Annotated in this window: 17 protein-coding genes; 13 read left to right on the plus strand and 4 right to left on the minus strand. The window is 73.0% G+C overall.

Translation table 11 applies throughout. The annotated features are described in order from the left end of the window. Nucleotides 1-41 precede the first annotated feature (41 nt). The 5 genes from ABFX81_RS02585 to ABFX81_RS02605 all read left to right on the plus strand — a co-directional run bounded on the left by ABFX81_RS02585 (nt 42) and on the right by ABFX81_RS02605 (nt 6,661). Entirely contained in the window at nt 42-932 is an 891-nt protein-coding gene (locus tag ABFX81_RS02585; protein WP_086854384.1) for an FAD binding domain-containing protein, read from the plus strand. Continuing rightward, nucleotides 932-1,501 (plus strand): (2Fe-2S)-binding protein, encoded by a 570-nt coding sequence (locus ABFX81_RS02590; protein ID WP_086854383.1) that lies wholly within the window; start codon nt 932-934, stop codon nt 1,499-1,501. The genes ABFX81_RS02585 and ABFX81_RS02590 overlap by 1 nt, the downstream gene beginning before the upstream one ends. Nucleotides 1,502-1,503: 2 nt before the next feature. Further along, on the plus strand, nt 1,504-3,903 hold the full coding sequence (gene pucD / locus ABFX81_RS02595) for a xanthine dehydrogenase subunit D (protein WP_086854382.1): 2,400 nt from the start codon (nt 1,504-1,506) through the stop codon (nt 3,901-3,903). Nucleotides 3,904-4,014: 111 nt separating this feature from the next. Continuing rightward, the gene (locus ABFX81_RS02600; protein ID WP_086854381.1) at nt 4,015-5,472 is read left to right on the plus strand and encodes a solute carrier family 23 protein; all 1,458 of its coding nucleotides are present in this window, start codon (nt 4,015-4,017) and stop codon (nt 5,470-5,472) included. A gap of 37 nt (nt 5,473-5,509) precedes the next feature. Beyond that, on the plus strand, nt 5,510-6,661 hold the full coding sequence (locus ABFX81_RS02605) for an XdhC family protein (RefSeq protein ID WP_086854380.1): 1,152 nt from the start codon (nt 5,510-5,512) through the stop codon (nt 6,659-6,661). Nucleotides 6,662-6,667: 6 nt separating this feature from the next. Here the strand turns inward: ABFX81_RS02605 and ABFX81_RS02610 are convergent, their stop codons facing one another. The 4 genes from ABFX81_RS02610 to ABFX81_RS02625 all read right to left on the minus strand — a co-directional run bounded on the left by ABFX81_RS02610 (nt 6,668) and on the right by ABFX81_RS02625 (nt 9,924). Continuing rightward, nucleotides 6,668-7,684: a methyltransferase gene (locus tag ABFX81_RS02610; protein ID WP_346137761.1), complete on the minus strand. Its 1,017-nt coding sequence runs from the start codon at nt 7,682-7,684 to the stop codon at nt 6,668-6,670. Between the two features lie 62 nt (nt 7,685-7,746). Continuing rightward, nucleotides 7,747-8,553, minus strand: coding sequence for a helix-turn-helix domain-containing protein (locus tag ABFX81_RS02615; RefSeq protein WP_346137567.1), 807 nt, complete (start codon nt 8,551-8,553; stop codon nt 7,747-7,749). Nucleotides 8,554-8,631: 78 nt separating this feature from the next. Then, a complete protein-coding gene (locus ABFX81_RS02620; protein ID WP_346137568.1) occupies nt 8,632-9,072 on the minus strand; it encodes an SRPBCC family protein in 441 nt (146 codons plus the stop codon). An 84-nt stretch (nt 9,073-9,156) separates the two neighbouring features. Continuing rightward, nucleotides 9,157-9,924, minus strand: coding sequence for a polysaccharide deacetylase family protein (locus tag ABFX81_RS02625; protein ID WP_346137762.1), 768 nt, complete (start codon nt 9,922-9,924; stop codon nt 9,157-9,159). A 126-nt stretch (nt 9,925-10,050) separates the two neighbouring features. Between ABFX81_RS02625 and ABFX81_RS02630 the strand changes: the two genes are divergently transcribed. From ABFX81_RS02630 to ABFX81_RS02665, 8 genes are all read left to right on the plus strand, one after another. After that, entirely contained in the window at nt 10,051-11,013 is a 963-nt protein-coding gene (locus ABFX81_RS02630; protein WP_346137569.1) for an NAD-dependent epimerase/dehydratase family protein, read from the plus strand. A gap of 145 nt (nt 11,014-11,158) precedes the next feature. Further along, a complete protein-coding gene (locus ABFX81_RS02635) occupies nt 11,159-12,817 on the plus strand; it encodes a carbamoyltransferase C-terminal domain-containing protein (protein WP_086852545.1) in 1,659 nt (552 codons plus the stop codon). After that, nucleotides 12,814-13,812 carry a glycosyltransferase family 2 protein gene (locus ABFX81_RS02640; protein WP_346137570.1) on the plus strand — a complete coding sequence of 333 codons (999 nt, stop codon included), beginning with the start codon at nt 12,814-12,816 and terminating at the stop codon, nt 13,810-13,812. The genes ABFX81_RS02635 and ABFX81_RS02640 overlap by 4 nt, the downstream gene beginning before the upstream one ends. Beyond that, nucleotides 13,809-14,408 (plus strand): HAD-IIIA family hydrolase, encoded by a 600-nt coding sequence (locus ABFX81_RS02645; protein WP_086852549.1) that lies wholly within the window; start codon nt 13,809-13,811, stop codon nt 14,406-14,408. The genes ABFX81_RS02640 and ABFX81_RS02645 overlap by 4 nt, the downstream gene beginning before the upstream one ends. Continuing rightward, nucleotides 14,405-15,397 carry a glycosyltransferase family 9 protein gene (locus tag ABFX81_RS02650; RefSeq protein WP_086852550.1) on the plus strand — a complete coding sequence of 331 codons (993 nt, stop codon included), beginning with the start codon at nt 14,405-14,407 and terminating at the stop codon, nt 15,395-15,397. The genes ABFX81_RS02645 and ABFX81_RS02650 overlap by 4 nt, the downstream gene beginning before the upstream one ends. Then, complete coding sequence (locus ABFX81_RS02655) at nt 15,394-16,344, plus strand: glycosyltransferase (RefSeq protein ID WP_086852552.1); 951 nt, start codon at nt 15,394-15,396, stop codon at nt 16,342-16,344. The genes ABFX81_RS02650 and ABFX81_RS02655 overlap by 4 nt, the downstream gene beginning before the upstream one ends. Then, nucleotides 16,341-17,558 (plus strand): glycosyltransferase, encoded by a 1,218-nt coding sequence (locus ABFX81_RS02660; RefSeq protein WP_086852554.1) that lies wholly within the window; start codon nt 16,341-16,343, stop codon nt 17,556-17,558. The genes ABFX81_RS02655 and ABFX81_RS02660 overlap by 4 nt, the downstream gene beginning before the upstream one ends. Further along, nucleotides 17,558-18,160, plus strand: coding sequence for an SIS domain-containing protein (locus ABFX81_RS02665; protein WP_086852556.1), 603 nt, complete (start codon nt 17,558-17,560; stop codon nt 18,158-18,160). The genes ABFX81_RS02660 and ABFX81_RS02665 overlap by 1 nt, the downstream gene beginning before the upstream one ends. Nucleotide 18,161: the final 1 nt, after the last annotated feature.

Here is an 18,161-nt window from a genome sequence, read left to right on the forward strand (position 1 = left end):
AATCTGAACGCCCCACACGAAGACGAAGAAGAGAGCCGGTCATGGACTTCCTTCGCCCCGCCAGCTGGGAGGAGGCGCTCGCCGCGAAAGCCGAGCATCCCACCGCTGTGCCGATCGCGGGTGGCACCGACGTGATGGTCGAGATCAACTTCGACCACCGCCGGCCCGAGTACCTCATGGACCTGAACCGCATCGGCGATCTCTCCGAGTGGGAGGTCGGCGAGGAGAGCGTGCGGCTGGGTGCCTCCGTGCCCTACACGGCGATCATGGAGAACCTGCGCGCCGAGCTGCCGGGGCTCGCCCTGGCCTCGCACACGGTCGCCTCCCCGCAGATCCGCAACCGCGGCGGCGTCGGCGGCAACCTCGGCACCGCCTCCCCGGCCGGCGACGCCCATCCCGCCCTGCTCGCCGCGGACGCCGAGGTCGAGGTCGAGTCGGTGCGCGGGTCACGGCGTATCCCCATCGACGAGTTCTACAAGGGCGTCAAGCGCAATGCACTGGCGCCCGACGAGCTGATCCGCGCCGTGCACGTGAAGAAGGCCGACGGGCCGCAGCAGTTCTCCAAGGTGGGGACCAGGAACGCGATGGTCATCGCCGTGTGCGCCTTCGGTCTGGCACTGCACCCCGAGACGCGGACCGTGCGGACCGGCATCGGTTCGGCCGCCCCGACCCCCGTTCGGGCCAAGGCCGCCGAGGAGTTCCTGAACGCCGCTCTGGAGGAGGGCGGCTTCTGGGACAACGGGAAGATCATCACCCCGTCCGTCGCCAAGCAGTTCGCGGACCTGTGCTCCGCCTCCTGCAACCCGATCGACGACGTCCGGGGCACCGCGAGCTACCGCCGCCACGCGGTCGGCGTCATGGCCCGCCGCACGCTGACCTGGACCTGGGAGTCCTACCGCGGCACCCGCCGCACCACCGAGGGAGCTGCGTAATGCGCGTCAACTTCACGGTCAACGGCCGTCCGCAGGAAGCCGACGACGTGTGGGAGGGCGAGTCCCTGCTGTACGTGCTGAGGGAGCGGCTCGGCCTGCCGGGTTCGAAGAACGCCTGCGAGCAGGGCGAGTGCGGATCGTGCACGGTCCGGCTGGACGGCGTGCCGGTGTGCTCGTGCCTGGTCGCCGCCGGGCAGGTGGAGGGCCGCGAGGTCGTCACCGTCGAGGGCCTCGCCGACTACGCCAAGCAGCGCTCCTGCGCGAGTGACGCGTGCGGTACGTCGTTGCAGAACGCCCAGCAGTGGCAGGCCAAGGGCGACTCGCACACCGGCGAGGGCACCGAACTCTCCCCGATCCAGCAGGCGTTCATCGACGCCGGCGCCGTCCAGTGCGGCTTCTGCACGCCCGGCCTGCTGGTCGCCGCCGACGAGATGCTGGAGCGCAACCCGACCCCGACCGACGCGGACATCCGCGAGGCGCTGTCGGGCAACCTGTGCCGCTGCACCGGCTACGAGAAGATCATGGACGCGGTCCGCCTGGCGGCCGCCCGGCAGGGAGAGGCGGTCTGATCATGTCTTCCCCCAGCGGAACGCCCACCAAGATCACCCAGGGCTCGCAGACCAAGGGCGGCATCGGCGAGTCCACGCTCCGCCCGGACGGCATCCTCAAGGTCACCGGCGAGTTCGCGTACTCGTCCGACATGTGGCACGAGGACATGCTCTGGGGCCAGATCCTCCGCTCGACCGTCGCGCACGCCGAGATCGTGTCCATCGACACCAGCGAGGCCCTGGCCACGCCGGGCGTCTACGCCGTGCTGACGTACGACGACCTGCCGACCGACGTGAAGAACTACGGGCTGGAGATCCAGGACACGCCGGTCCTCGCCCACGGCAAGGTCCGTCACCACGGCGAGCCGGTCGCGATCGTCGCCGCCGACCACCCGGAGACCGCGCGCCGCGCGGCCGCGAAGATCAGGGTCGACTACCGCGAACTGCCCGTCATCACCGACGAGGCCTCCGCGACCGCGCCCGACGCGATCCTCGTCCACGAGGGCCGCGACGATCACCACGCCGGGCACGTCCCGCACCCGAACATCGTGCACCGCCAGCCGATCGTCCGCGGTGACGTGGAGGAGGCCCGCAAGCGGGCGGACGTGATCGTCGAGGGCGAGTACACCTTCGGCATGCAGGACCAGGCCTTCCTCGGCCCCGAGTCCGGCCTCGCCGTGCCGGAGGAGGACGGCGGCGTCCACCTCTACATCGCCACCCAGTGGCTGCACAGCGACCTGCGCCAGATCGCGCCCGTGCTCGGCCTGCCCGAGGACAAGGTGCGGATGACGCTGTCCGGCGTCGGCGGCGCGTTCGGCGGCCGCGAGGACCTGTCCATGCAGATCCACGCCTGCCTGCTGGCGCTGCGCACGGGCAAGCCGGTCAAGATCGTCTACAACCGCTTCGAGTCCTTCTTCGGGCACGTCCACCGCCACCCCGCCAAGCTCTACTACGAGCACGGGGCGACCAGGGACGGCAAGCTCACGCACATGAAGTGCCGGATCGTCCTGGACGGCGGCGCCTACGCCTCCGCCTCCCCGGCGGTCGTCGGCAACGCCTCCTCCCTGTCGGTCGGCCCGTACGTGATCGACGACGTGGACATCGAGGCCGTCGCCCTCTACACCAACAATCCGCCCTGCGGCGCCATGCGCGGCTTCGGCGCGGTCCAGGCGTGCTTCGCCTACGAGGCGCAGATGGACAGGCTTGCGAAGGAACTCGGCATGGACCCGGTGGAGTTCCGGCAGCTCAACGCCATGGAGCAGGGCACGCTCATGCCGACCGGGCAGCCGGTCGACTCGCCGGCCCCGGTCGCCGAACTCCTGCGCCGCGTCAAGGCGATGCCGATGCCGCCGGAGCGCCAGTGGGAGTCCAGCGAGGGCGCCGACCTGCGGGAGCTGCCGGGCGGTCTGTCCAACACCACGCACGGGGAAGGCGTCGTACGCGGTGTCGGCTACGCGGTCGGCATCAAGAACGTGGGCTTCTCCGAGGGGTTCGACGACTACTCGACCGCGAAGGTCCGGATGGAGGTCGTGGGCGGCGAGCCCGTCGTCACCGTCCACACGGCCATGGCCGAGGTCGGGCAGGGCGGTGTCACGGTCCACGCGCAGATCGCCCGCACCGAACTGGGCGTCACGCAGGTGACCATCAACCCCGCCGACACCCGGGTGGGCAGCGCCGGTTCGACGTCGGCCTCCCGGCAGACGTACGTCACCGGCGGTGCCGTGAAGAACGCCTGTGAGCTGGTCCGCGAGAAGGTGCTGGAGACCGGCCGCCGCAAGTTCGGGTCGTACCACCCGGCCTGGGCCACGGCCGAACTGCTCCTGGAGGGCGGCAAGGTCGTCACCGACGGCGGCGAGGTGCTGGCGGACCTGGTGGAGGTCCTCGGCGAGGACGCCGTCGAGGTCGAGGAGGAGTGGCGGCACCGGCCGACCGAGCCCTTCGACCTGCGCACCGGACAGGGCAACGGGCACGTCCAGTACTCCTTCGCCGCGCACCGCGCCGTCGTCGAGGTCGACACCGAGCTCGGCCTGGTCAAGGTGATCGAGCTGGCCTGTGCCCAGGATGTCGGCAAGGCGCTCAACCCGCTGTCCGTGCTCGGCCAGATCCAGGGCGGCACGACACAGGGCCTGGGCGTGGCCGTCATGGAGGAGATCATCGTCGACCCGAAGACGGCGAAGGTGAAGAACCCGTCCTTCACGGACTACCTGATCCCGACCATCCTCGACACGCCGACCATCCCGGTCGACGTCCTCGAACTCGCCGACGACCACGCCCCGTACGGGCTGCGCGGCGTCGGCGAGGCACCCACCCTGTCGTCGACCCCGGCGGTCCTCGCGGCCATCCGGAACGCGACCGGGCTCGAGCTGAACCGGACTCCGGTACGGCCCGAGCACCTGACGGGCACGTCACTCTCCGAGGCCTGAGCAGGAGAGTCCCGTCCGGGGGAACGCGTCCCCCGGACCCCCTTCGTTCGTCTCGGGCCGTCCCCCGGGTCGTGCGTCCCAACCCCCTATGAAACTTGGGAGTAGGCCCACATGACCCAGCAGTCAGTAGAGCCGAGGACCACAGCCGAAGACGCGGGTGAAGGCACCCGCGTCCCGGCCGGACGGTCCTGGCTCGACCGGTACTTCCACATATCCCACAGAGGGTCCACGGTCGCGCGCGAAGTGCGCGGCGGCGTCACCACCTTCATGGCGATGGCGTACATCCTCCTGCTCAACCCGCTGATCCTGTCCGGCAAGGACGCGGCGGGGAACACCCTCGGGCAGCAGGGCCTGATCACCGCGACCGCGTTCGCGGCGGCCCTCACCACCCTGCTGATGGGTCTCGTCGGCAAGGTGCCGCTCGCCCTCGCCGCCGGTCTCTCCGTCTCCGGAGTCCTCGCCTCCCAGGTCGCGCCCGAGATGACCTGGCCGCAGGCGATGGGCATGTGCGTGATGTACGGCGTGGTCATCATGCTGCTGGTCGTCACCGGCCTGCGCGAGATGATCATGAACGCGATCCCGCTGGCGCTCAAGCACGGCATCACCATGGGCATCGGCCTGTTCATCGCCCTCATCGGCTTCTACAAGTCCGGCTTCGTGCACCAGGGGGAGGCCACTCCCGTCACGCTCGGCCCGGCGGGTGAACTGGCCGGCTGGCCGGTGCTGCTCTTCGCCGGCACCCTGCTGCTGATCTTCATGCTCCAGGCCCGGAACATCCCGGGTGCCATCCTCATCGGCATCGCCAGCGGCACGGTCGTCGCCGCGATCCTGAACGCCGCGGGCGTCATCGACCCCAAGCAGTGGGCGGCCGGCGCCCCCGAGCTGCACGGCGGCGCGGTGTCCATGCCCGACTTCTCGCTCTTCGGGGACGTGGAGTTCGGCGGCTGGGGCGAGGTCGGCGCGATGACCGTCGGCATGATCGTCTTCACGCTGGTGCTGGCCGGGTTCTTCGACGCGATGGCGACCATCATCGGCGTCGGCACCGAGGCGAAGCTCGCCGACGACAAGGGCCGGATGCCGGGTCTGTCCAAGGCGCTGTTCATCGACGGCGCCGGCGGCGCGATCGGCGGAGTGTCCGGCGGCTCCGGCCAGACCGTGTTCATCGAGTCGGCCACGGGCGTCGGCGAGGGCGCGCGCACCGGCCTCGCATCGGTCGTCACCGGCCTGTTCTTCGCGGCCTGCCTGTTCTTCACGCCGCTCACGGCGATCGTGCCGCAGGAGGTCGCGTCCGCGGCCCTCGTCGTCATCGGCGCGATGATGCTGATGAACGCCCGGCACGTGGACTGGGCCGACCGGGCCACCGCCGTCCCGGTGTTCCTGACGGTCGTCCTGATGCCGTTCACGTACACCATCACCACCGGTGTCGCCGCGGGCGTCATCTCCTACGTCGCCATCAAGACCGCCCAGGGCAAGGTGCGTGAGATCGGCGCCTTCATGTGGGTCCTGACGGCGATCTTCCTCGTCTACTTCGCCCTCAACCCGATCGAGAGCTGGCTGGGCGTCCACTGACGCCCCGCCCGCCGCGACCCCAAGGAGACCGAGACAGATGCTGGACATCGCCGAGGAGCTGAACCGGTGGGTCGAGCAGGGCCGTGACTTCGCCGTGGCCACCGTGGTGGCCGTCGGCGGCAGCGCGCCCCGGCAGCCAGGCGCCGCGCTCGCGGTGGACGCCGAGGGCACGGCGATCGGCTCGGTCTCCGGCGGCTGCGTGGAGGGCGCGGTCTACGAGCTGTGCGAGCAGGCGCTGCGGGACGGCGAAACCGTCCTGGAGCGCTTCGGCTACAGCGACGACGACGCCTTCGCCGTGGGCCTGACCTGCGGCGGCGTCATCGACATCCTGGTCACCCCGGTCCGGGCCGGCGATCCGGTCCGCCCGGTGATCGCGTCCGCGCTCACCGCCGCCGCGTCCGGGGAGGCGGCGGCGGTGGCACGGATCGTGTCGGGACCGCGCGAACTGACGGGCCGGGCCCTGCTGGTCCGTCCCGACGGCTCCTGCGACGGAGGCCTCGGCGGCCATCCGGAACTGGACCGCACGGTCGCCGCCGAGGCGGGCGCCCTCCTGGACGCCGGACGCACCGGAACCCTGGAGATCGGAGAGCAGGGCTCACGCTGCGGAGCACCGCTCACGGTCCTGGTCGAGTCCTCGGTCCCGGCGCCCCGCATGATCGTGTTCGGCGCGATCGACTTCGCCTCGGCCCTGGTCCGCGTCGGCAAGTTCCTGGGCTACCACGTCACGGTGTGCGACGCGCGCCCCGTCTTCGCGACCCGGGCGCGCTTCCCGGAGGCCGACGAGATCGTCGTGGAGTGGCCCCACCACTACCTGGAGCGCACGGACGTCGACGCCCGCACGGTCCTGTGCGTACTGACCCACGACGCCAAGTTCGACGTGCCCCTGCTGAAGCTGGCGCTGCGCCTGCCGGTGGCGTACGTCGGCGCCATGGGCTCCCGGCGCACCCACCTGGACCGCAACGCCCGCCTGCGTGACGTCGGCGTCAGCGAACTGGAGTTGAGCCGACTGCACTCCCCGATCGGCCTGGACCTCGGGGCCCGCACGCCCGAGGAGACGGCCCTGTCGATCGCCTCGGAGATCGTCGCGGCCAGGCGCGGCGGCAGCGGGGTCTCGCTGACCGGGGCCCACACGCCCATCCACCACGAGCCGGAGTCGCAGGCGGTGGGGCGGATCGGGTCGGTGGCCTGAGGCGGCTCAGCGGGCCACGGCCTCCAGGAGGGAGAACGGTTCGGCGTCCGGGAGCGGGCTGACGGAGGCGAGGGACAGACCGGCCGCGTGGCACAGGTCTTCGAAGTCCCGGCGGGTGCGTTCCCTCCCGCCCACGTTCACCAGCATGTTGAGGTCGCTGAGGTACGTGCTTCCGTCACCGCCGGCCGCGACGACCGCGGGCAGCACCGGTTCCAGGATCAGGACCCGTCCGCCCGGCGGCAGTACGGCGCGGCAATGGCGCAGGATCGTGACCGCCCGGTCGTCCGGCCAGTCGTGCAGGATGCTCTTCATCAGATAGAGGTCCGAGCCCTCGGGCACCGACCGGAAGAAGTCCCCGGCGACCAGGGAGCAGCGTTCCGTGAGCCCGTGCCGCCGGAGGTTCTCCGGGGCCTGGGCGAGCCCCTCGCTCGTGTCGTGGACGACACCGGTGAGGCCGGGGAAGGCGGCGAGTACGCCGGCCAGGAGCGTGCCGTCGCCGCCGCCGACGTCCGTGACCGAGCCGAACCGGCCGAAGTCGAAGGCCTGCGGCAGCGCGGCGGCGGTTTCCGCGGTGGCCTGGCTCATCGCGGCGTTGAACTCCGCCGACAGCTCCGGTTGCCGGCCGAGGTGGCTGAAGAAGTCCGTGCCGAAGACGGTGTCGAACGCGACGTCGCCGGTGCGGACGCTGTCGTCCAGGTGCTCCCAGGCACGGATGATCGCCGGATCGGTGAACATCCGCACGAAGGAGGCGAGCGAGTCGGGGCGGCAAGGGTCGAGGAGCGCGCCCGCGGGGGCCACCGCGAAAGTGCCGAAGCTGTGTTCCCTCAGCAGGCCGAGGCCCGCCAGGGCGCGCAGCAGCCGGGTCATGGGCTGCGGTTCGGCTCCGGCGTCGGCGGCCACGTCGGCTGCCGGGCGTGGGGTGTCACCGACCAGCTCGACGATCCTCAGCCGGACGGCCGCGCGTACGGTCTGCGCGGCCATGCTGCCGAAGACGAGGCGTACGAGACGGTCACGATCGGTCATGTCCGGTGCCGGGGCATGGGTGTTCGCCACAGGTCTTCCTCTCCTACGTGGTTTTCGTCCGGTCAGCCGGCGGAGGTCGCCCCGCTGGCGAGGGCGGTGGGCGTGCAGCCCGCGAACGTCAGTACGTCGCGGTGGAGATGGGGCTGGTCGACGTAGCCGCAGGCCAGGGCGACGTCGGCGGCGTTCTCGCCCGCGGTGAGGGCGCGGGCGGCGTGGTCGAAGCGGACCAGCATGGCGGCGCGCTTCGGGGTGAGGCCGATCTGGGCGCTGAATCGGGACCACAGCCGCTTGCGGCTCCAGCCGCAGGCCGCGGCGAGGTCGCCGATCCGCACGCGTCCGCGCCGGGCCACGATGGTGTCCCAGGCGGCGGCCACCTCCGGCGCCATCGCCGGTGCCCGCGCGGCCCGTTCGGCGAGGAACCGGTCGACCAGCGTGAGCCGTTCCTGCCAGGTCGGGGCGTCGGCCAGCCGCTCCCGCAGCTGTCGCTCGGCCCGCCCCCAGAGGCCCTCCAGACCGGTGACGGAGCCGTCCAGCTCGCGCGGGGAGACGCCCAGGAGGGCATAGGCGGCCCGGGGCGACAGCCGCATCTCGACGCATTCGACGCCCTCGGCGCGGATCCGGGCCGGGCCGGGCGTCAGTGCGGCGGCGAAGCTCGGCAAGTCCTCGTGCCCCCGGGCACCTTCCACCGAGAACGGGCTCTCCCCGACCCCGATGACGACGACCACCGCCGGTCGCGGCAGCACCCGCAGGTCCAGCCCGGCGGCAGCCCGGTCACGGAACCCGGCCATCCGGACGCCGTCGAGTGACAGGCCGTCGCGGGGGAGGACGACGTCCCAGCCGGATTCGCTCTCCGCTTCGTAACTGCGCATGCCCCTACGGTCGCCGACCGGGCCGCTCCTGTCTTGGACGAAAGTTCCGCCCCGGCTGCCGCCGGGACGTCAGGGACCTCAGGGACGACGGAGCAAACGGTTCAGCGCGCGGCCGAACACGTACCGCGCCGAGCGCCGCAGTACGCCGTCGAAGAGCGACGGCAGCAGCCGGAGCCGGATCTCCTCCCGCCAGACCACACGGGTCCGCCCCCCGGGCCCCGGCCGCACTTCCAGCTCCGCCCAGCCCAGCACCACCCGGCCCCGTTTCTCCAGGCGGCACCTCCCCGGCGCCCCGTCCTGCGGCGGCTGCCACACCGTGACCTCCATCGGGTCGTCGAAGGCCAGCGCCCCGGCACCCGAGCGGGCCACGATCACCGTGCCCACGCGGGTGGGTCCGGGCGGATCCACCCTGACCGCCGTCAGCGGCACCACCTCACCGTGCCGCGGCCACAGCGTGATCCGCCGCCACGCCTCGTCGAGGGGAAGCGGGACCGTGCGTTCGAGCAGGATGTTCACCACGCCACGATCGTAGGGACTCCCCACAGCTCAGCACCCCGCTCGCCCCCGGCTCACCCACTCGGCCCAGCCCCGGTCCGCCGCGCGCTACCGGTACACCTTGCCCGGCTCCGCCTTCCCGGGTGCCAGCAGCTGCGGCACCGTCACGAACACATAGCCCCGTTCCTTGAGCGCGTCGATGATCCCCGGTACGGCCGGCACCGTGCCGTCGTAGATGTCGTGCAGCAGGATGATCCCGTCCCGGGAGGCCTGGGCGAGGACGCGGCGGGTGATCAGGTCGGAGTCGGTCGTCTGGTAGTCCTTCGCCGTCACGCTCCACAGCACCTCGGCGAGGCCCAGTTCGCGGCAGATCTCGTGGACGGTGTCGTCGGTGCGGCCCTGCGGCGGGCGCATCAGGGTCGGGCGCCGGCCGGTGAGGCGTTCTATCTCCTGGTTGGGGCGTTCCAGCTCCTCGCGTATCTCCTCGGGTCTCAGCCGGGTCAGGATCTTGTGGTCCCACGTGTGGCTGGCCACCTCGTGGCCCTCGTCGGCCATCCGCCGCACCAGCTCCGGGTACTTCTCGATGTGGCGCTTGCCCAGGAGGAAGAAGGTCGCCGGGACCTGCTTCTCGTCGAGGATGTCCAGCAGGCGTGCGGAGTGCTCGCTCGGCCCCGCGTCGAAGGTGAGCGCGATGCACTTCACCTCACGGCAGTCGACGGTGCCGAAGCGGGCTGCCTGGACGTCCGTCGCCGCCCGTGCGCGGACGGTGCTGGGAGCCGTGGTGTCGGGCCCTGAGCAGCCGCTCAGGGTCAGTGTCAGGGCGGCGGTCGCCGCGAGCGTTCCGGCGGTTCGGAACGCGATCCCCGTTTTCTTCATCTTCTTGGTCAGAGAAGGCATGCCGGGACTATACACACCGTGTATACGTCCGGTTTATAGTGTTCTGGCTCCTCGCCTGGTTACTCGCGCCGACACGCAAGTGAAAGCCAGTGGAAGGAGAGTCCTGTGAGCGGACGTGCCTGGCGCCGGGCCCTGGTGACCGGCGGCGCCGGATTCGTGGGGTCCCATCTGTGCGCACGGCTGACCGACGCCGGTACGGAGGTCGTGTGCCTGGACAACCTGGCCACCGGCTCCCGCGCCCACGTAATAGACCTGGAGCAACGGCCCGGCTTCCGCTTCATCCGCGGTGACGCCACCGACCCGGCGGCCTGGCAGGCGCTGCCCGGCCGGTTCGACCTCGTCCTGCACTTCGCGTGTCCCGCCTCGCCCGCCGACTACCTGCGGCTGCCGCTGGAGACCCTCGACGTCGGCAGCACCGGCACCCGCCTCGCGCTGGAGCGGGCCCACGCCGACGGCGCCCGGTTCGTCCTCGCCTCCACCTCCGAGGTCTACGGCGACCCGCTGGAGCACCCCCAGCGCGAGGGCTACTGGGGCAACGTCAACCCGATCGGCCCGCGCAGCGTCTACGACGAGTCCAAGCGCTTCGCGGAGGCCCTGGTCACCGCCCATCGCGGAGTGCACGGCACCGACACCGCCATCGTCCGCATCTTCAACACCTACGGGCCCCGCATGCGCACCGGCGACGGCCGAGCCGTCCCCACCTTCATCGCCCAGGCCTTGGACGGCATGCCCTTGACCGTCGCCGGCGACGGCGGGCAGACGCGCTCGCTGACTTACGTCGACGACACCGTGGACGGCGTGCTCGCCCTGGCCGCCTCCGCCGAGACCGGGCCCGTGAACATCGGCGGCGCCGACGAGATCACCATGCTGGAGCTGGCCCGCCGGATCGTGGAGATCACCGGCTCCGCCTCCCGGATCCGGTTCGTGGACCGCCCCGTCGACGACCCTGCCCGGCGCCGCCCCGACACCCGGCTGGCCCGGGAACGACTCGGCTGGCAGCCCCGCGTCGGCTGGGGCGAGGGACTCGAACGGACCATTGGCTGGTTCTCGCGCTCCGTGGCCGCCTGAGCACGATCACAGTGCGCTGTTTTAACGCTTCATACGGTGAAAAATCAGCCCACTGAGCGGTGAGTTGTCTCCAAGTGTTTGAGACAACCGCAGTGCGGCACTCGCCGAGACGCCGGACCACGCCACACAGCTCGGGATGGAGCCCATGCGCATCCTCGGTATCAACGCCCTGTTCCACGACCCCGCCGCCGCCCTCCTCGTCGACGGCAGGACGGTGGCGGCCGCCGAGGAGGAGCGCTTCAGCCGGCGCAAGCACGGCAAGCGCCCGCTGCCGTTCTCCGCGTGGGAACTGCCCGAGCTGTCCGCCCGCTGGTGCCTGGAGCAGGCGGGCCTGCGCCCCGGCGACCTGGACGCCGTCACCTACTCCTTCGACCCGAAGCTCGCCCGGCCCGCCCGCGACATGGGCCTGAACGACCCGTGGGACCCGCTGCGCCTGGAGTACGCGCGCCGCGCCCCCGAGTTCCTCGCCGAGGCCCTGCCCGGCCTCGACCCCGAGCGGGTCGTCTTCGTCCCCCACCACGTCGCGCACGCCGCCTCCGCCGGGCCCGCCTCCCCGCACCCCGACAGCGCCGTCCTCGTCCTGGACGGCCGCGGCGAGGCCGCCTCCCACCTGGCCGGCCGCTACCGCGACGGCAAGCTCGACACCCTCGCCTCGCAGGCGCTGCCCGACTCCCTCGGCCTGGTCTACGAGGACCTCACCGAACACCTCGGCTTCCTGCGCAGCAGCGACGAGTACAAGGTGATGGCCCTCGCCTCCTACGGCACGCCGCGCTTCCTGCCGCAGCTGCGGCAGTACGTCCACCCCACCGGCCAGGGCGGCTTCCGCGCCCACGGCGTCGACTGGGCGTCCTTCGCCCCGCCCCGCGCCAAGGGCGAGCCCTGGAACCAGGACCACGCCGACCTCGCCGCGAGCACCCAGGCCGTCCTCGAAGAGGTCCTGCTGGAGCTCGTGCACTGGCTGCACCGCGAGGCCGGGGGCGAGGCACTCACGATGGCCGGGGGCGTCGCCCTCAACTGCGTCGCCAACTCGAAGATCGCGGCCAAGGGCCCGTACCGGGACGTGTGGGTGCAGCCCGCCGCCGGGGACGCCGGGACCGCGCTCGGCGGAGCCCTGCACCTCGCTGCGACGGAGACCGGACAGGCCGACCCGATGCCCGGCGCCGGCCTCGGCCGCGGCTGGAGCGACGACGAACTGCGCGCCTGGCTCGACACGGCGGCGATCCCCTACGAGAAGCCCGACGACATCGCCGAGACCGTCGCCGAGGAACTGGCCCGCGACGGTGTCGTCGCCTGGTTCCAGGGCCGCAGCGAGTACGGGCCGCGCGCCCTCGGGCACCGCTCCCTGCTCGCCCACCCCGGCCGCGCCGAGAACCTGGAACGCCTCAACCACGTCAAGGGCCGCGAGGAGTTCCGGCCCGTCGCCCCGATGGTGCTCGCCGACCGCGCCGCCGACCTGTTCTCCGGCGGCCCGCTGCCCAGCCCGTACATGCTGTTCGTGCACGACGTCGCCCAGGAGTGGCGGGACCGCATCCCCGCCGTCGTGCACGTCGACGGCACCGCCCGCATCCAGACCGTCGAGGAACGGCGGGAACCACTGGTGGCGCGGATGCTGCGGGCCTTCGAGCAGCGCACCGGACTGCCCGTCGTCGTCAACACCAGCCTCAACACCGCCGGGCGGCCCATGGTCGACGACCCGCGCGACGCCCTGGAGTGCTTCGGCTCCGCGCCCGTCGACCTGCTGGCCATCGGCCCGTACGCGGTCCGCCGGGGACGGATGTTCGACGCGGGGAGGGCAGCGGAATGACCTCGTACGCCGTCGTCATCCCCACCCTCGTACGGGACACCCTCGCCGACTGTCTCGCCGCGCTCGCCGCCGCGACCGGGCCGCGCCCCGAGCAGATCGTCCTCGTCGACGACCGGCCCGAGCCCGAACCCGGAATCCTGGACCACCCGTTGAGCGTCCTCGGCGACCTGCGGGAGCGCACCACCGTACTCACCGGCGGCGGACGCGGGCCCGCCGCCGCCCGCAACACCGGACTGCGGGCCGTGACCGCGCCGTGGACCGTGTTCCTCGACGACGACGTCCAGGTCGGACCGCACTGGGGCGACCAACTGGCCGAGGACCTCGCCGATGCGACGCCCGACATCGCCGGCGTCCAGGGCGACATCACCGTCCCCCTGCCCGGCGAACGCCGCCCCACCGACTGGGAACGCGGCACCGCCGGACTCGCCCGCGCCCACTGGATCACCGCCGACATGGCCTACCGCACCGACGCGCTCAAGCAGGCCGGCGGCTTCGACGAACGCTTCCGGCGCGCCTTCCGCGAGGACGCCGACCTCGCGCTGCGCCTCCTCGACGCGGGCTGGCGCATCCGGCAGGGCCGCCGCACCACCCGCCACCCCGTGCGCCCCGCCGACCGCTGGGTGTCCGTGCGCCAGCAGCGCGGCAACGCCGACGACGCCCTCATGCGGCAGCTGCACGGACCCGACTGGTGGGACAAGGCCGTCGCGCCGCGCGGCCGGATCCGCAAGCACGCGGCGATCACCACCGCGGGCGTCGCCGCGTGCGCCCTCGCCGCCACCGGACACGGCCGGGCCGCCGCGGCCGGCGCGCTCGGCTGGGCCGCCGGCACGGCGGAGTTCGCCCGGGCCCGCATCGCCCCCGGCCCGCGCACCCGCCACGAGGTGACGACCATGCTGGCGACCAGCGTGCTCATCCCGCCCGCCGCGACCTGGCACCGGCTGACCGGCGCCCTGCGCCACCGCCACGCCCCCTCCTGGCAGGAGGTGGCACGATGAGCCCGGTCAAGGCCGTGCTGTTCGACCGCGACGGCACCCTCGTCCACGACGTCCCCTACAACGCCGACCCCGACCTCGTACGCCCCGTCGAGGGCGCCCGCGAGGCGCTCGCCCTGCTGCGCGCACGCGGCATCCGCACCGGCGTCGTCACCAACCAGTCCGGCGTCGCGCGCGGGCTGCTCACCGAGGCCGACGTCCGCAGTGTCAACCACCGCGTCGACGAACTCCTCGGCCCCTTCGAGGTGTTCGCCGTCTGCCCGCACGGCCCCGACGACGGCTGCCACTGCCGCAAACCCCAGCCCGGCATGGTGCTGTGGGCGGCCGGACGGATCTGCACCAAGCCCGCCGACCTCGTCGTCATCGGCGACATCGGCGCCGACGTGGAGGCCGCCCGCCGCGCCGGCGCCCACGGCATCCTCGTCCCCAACGTCCAGACCCGCCCCGAGGAGACCGCGGCCGCGGACCACGTGGCCCCGGACCTGCTGACCGCCGTCCGCGCCGTCCTGGACGGGCCGCCCAAGGGCCGCGTCCTCGCCGACGAACGCCCGATCCAGGAGGCCTACACGGCCGGCCCCGGACAGGGGAGGGACGCGTGAAGGCACTCGTCACCCGACTCGACAGCTTCGGCGACGTCCTGCTCGCCGGACCCGCGATCCGCGCGGTCGCCGCCCGCGCCGACACCGTCACCCTGCTGTGCGGACCGCGCGGCGCGCCCGCCGCCCGGCTGCTGCCGGGTGTCGACGACATCCTCGTCTGGGACGCGCCCTGGGTGGGCCTCACACCCCCGCCCGTCGGCCGCGGCGAGGTCGAGCTGCTCATCGACACCATCGACGCGGACACCGCACTCGTCCTCACCTCCTTCCACCAGTCGCCCCTGCCGACGGCCCTGCTGCTGCGCCTGGCCGGCGTGGACTTCATCGCCGCCGACAGCGAGGACTACCCCGGCTCCCTCCTCGACGTACGCCACCACCGCGCCCCGCACGCCCACGAGGTCGAAGCCGCGCTCGACCTCGCCGAGGCCGCCGGGTTCCCGCCGGCCGACGACGGCCGGCCCCGGGTGCTCCCGCCGCCCGACACCGCCGGGCTCACCGGCCCGGAGCCGTACGTCGTCCTGCACCCCGGCGCCAGCGTCCCCGCCCGCGCCTGGAGCCCTGAGCGCTGCGCCGAGGCGGCGCACGACCTGGCCGCCGCCGGGCACCGCGTGGTGGTCACCGGCGGTGCGGGGGAGAGGGACCTGACCGCGCACGTCGCCGGCTCGCACGCCCTCGACCTCGGCGGCCGCACCGGGGCCGCGGAACTGGCCGGCGTCCTCGCGGGCGCCGACGCCGTCGTCACCGGCAACACCGGCCCCGCCCATCTGGCCGCCGCCGTCGGCACCCCGGTCGTGTCCCTGTTCGCCCCGGTCGTCCCCGCCGAGCGCTGGCGGCCCTACGGCGTCCCGTACGTGCTGCTCGGCGACCAGGACGCCCCGTGCGCCGGCAGCAGGGCACGGGAATGCCCCGTACCGGGCCATCCCTGCCTGGACACCGTCACCGCGCACGACGTGGTGAACGCCGTCGAGAAGCTGATGGGGGAGACGGCATGAGGATCCTGCTCTGGCACGTACACGGGTCGTGGACCACCGCCTTCGTGCAGGGCCCGCACACCTACATCCTCCCCGTCACCCCCGACCGGGGCCCCGACGGACTCGGCCGCGCCCGCACCTGGGACTGGCCCGACTCGGTCGTCGAAGTGCCGCCCGAGCGGCTGCGGGACGAGGAGATCGACGTCGTCGTGCTGCAACGCCCGCACGAACTCGACCTGGTCGACCGGTGGCTGGGCCGCCGCCCGCCGCTGGTGTACCTGGAGCACAACGCCCCGCACGGTGACGTGCCCGACACCCGCCACCCGGCCGCGGACATCCCCGGCGTCACCCTCGTCCACGTCACGCACTTCAACCGCCTGATGTGGGACGCGGGTCCGACGCCGAGCACCGTCATCGAGCACGGCATCGTCGACCCCGGGCCGCTGTGGACCGGGGAGCTCGAACGCGCCGCCGTCGCCGTCAACGAGCCGCTGCGGCGCGGCCGTACCACCGGCACCGACCTGCTGCCGCACTTCGCCGAAGCGGCCCCGCTGGACGTCTTCGGCATGGGCACCGAGGGCCTCGCCGGCCACCTCGGCATCCCCGCCGAGCGCTGCCGCTCCCACGAACTCACCCAGGCCGAACTCCACTCGGCCATGGCGCGGCGACGCGTCTACGTCCACCCCGTCCGCTGGACCTCCCTCGGCCTGTCCCTGCTGGAGGCGATGCACCTGGGCATGCCCGTGGTCGCGCTCGCCACCACCGAGGTCACCGAGGCCGTACCGGACGGCGCCGGAGTGGTCTCCAACCGGATCGACGAACTGACCCGCGCTGTACGGGACTTCGTCGCCGACCCGCTGCACGCGCGCATGGTCGGCGAGGGAGCACGGGCGGCTGCGCTCGCCCGCTACGGGCTGTCCCGCTTCCTGGACGACTGGGAGCGGCTGCTGAAGGAGGTGGCCCGATGAGGATCGCCATGGTGTCCGAGCACGCGAGCCCCCTGGCCGCGCTCGGCGGCGTCGACGCAGGCGGCCAGAACGTGTACGTGGCCCGCCTGAGCGAGGAACTGGCCCGGCGCGGCCACGACGTGACGGTCTACACCCGCCGCGACGCGCCCGACCTGCCCGACCGGGTGCCGCTGCCCGGCGGCGCCGTCGTCGAGCACGTGCCCGCCGGACCGGCCGAGGCCGTCCCCAAGGACGAACTGTTCCCGTACATGCCCGGCTTCGGCGCCTGGCTGGCGCGCGCCTGGGCCGACGAGCCGCCGGACGTGGTGCACGCCCACTTCTGGATGTCCGGCATGGCCGCGCGGATCGGCGCCCACCCGCACGGCGTGCCCGTCGTGCAGACCTTCCACGCCCTGGGCACCGTCAAGCGCCGTCACCAGGGCCGGCTCGACACCAGCCCGCCCGAACGGGTCGGCATCGAGCGGCAGATCGGCCGCGGCTGCGCCCGCGTCCTGGCCACCTGCACCGACGAGGTGCACGAACTGGCCGAGCTGGGCGTGCCACGCCGGCAGGTGTCCGTGGTGCCCTGCGGTGTGGACGCCGAGCACTTCCGGCCCGGGGTACCGCCCGAGGGCGTCCCGGCACGCCGCGAGCGGCACCGGCTGCTCGCCTGCGGCCGCCTCGTCCCGCGCAAGGGCTACGACCAGGCCGTACGGGCCCTCGCCAGGATCCCGGACGCCGAACTCCTCATCGCGGGCGGACCGGCCGCCGACCGGCTCGCCGACGACCCGGAGGCGCGGCGGCTGCGGCGGCTCGCGCGCAGCACCGGCGTGGCCGACCGGGTCCGGCTGCTCGGGGCGGTCGACCCGGCCGCCATGCCCGCCCTGATCGGCAGCGCCGACCTGGTGCTGTGCACCCCGGTCTACGAGCCGTTCGGCATCGTGCCGCTGGAGGCGATGGCCTGCGGCGTGCCCGTCGTCGCCACCGACGTCGGCGGCCACCGCGACAGCGTCGCCGAGGGCACCACGGGCCGGCTCGTCCCTCCGCAGGACTCCGAGTCGGTCGCGGCCGCCGTACGCGAACTCCTCACCGACGACGCGCTGCGCCGCCGCTACGGCGGTGCCGGCCGCGAACGCGTCCTCGCCCACTACACCTGGCGGCGCGTCGCCGACGGCGTCGAGCAGGTCCACCGCCAGGTCCTCGCCGGACACGCACAGCAGAAGGAGGTGGCGTGATGACCGTGCACCCGCCCGTCACCGGGCACTGCGACGAACTCCAGGACGCCCTGACCGCGTTCCGCGCCTCGGCCCACATCACCGAGCGGTGGGGCGAGCACCTGGCGGCCGTCCTCACCGGCGGCGGCCGGCTGCTGGCCGCGGGCAACGGCGGCAGCGCGGCCCAGGCCCAGCACCTGACCGCCGAACTCGTCGGCCGCTACCGCGACGACCGGCCCGCCTTCTCCGCGATCGCCCTGCACGCCGACACCTCCAGCACCACCGCCATCGCCAACGACTACGGCGTGGACGAGGTGTTCGCCCGTCAGGTGCGCGCCCACGGCCGTCCCGGCGACGTCCTGATGCTGCTGTCCACGTCCGGCGCCAGCGCCAACCTGCTGTCCGCCGCGGACGCCGCTCGCGCGGCCGGGGTGCGGGTGTGGGCCCTCACCGGCCCCGCGCCCAACCCGCTGATGGCGGGCAGCGACGAGTCCCTGTGCGTCGAGGCACCGACCGGGGCCACCGTGCAGGAACTGCACCTCGTGGCGGTGCACATGGTGTGCGCGGCGTTCGACGCGGCGGTGGAACGCGGGACACGGCGCGACGGCGACGGCAGGAGGTGAC

The sequence above is a fragment of the Streptomyces coeruleofuscus genome, assembly GCF_039532725.1.
Classification (GTDB): Bacteria; Actinomycetota; Actinomycetes; order Streptomycetales; family Streptomycetaceae; genus Streptomyces; species Streptomyces coeruleofuscus.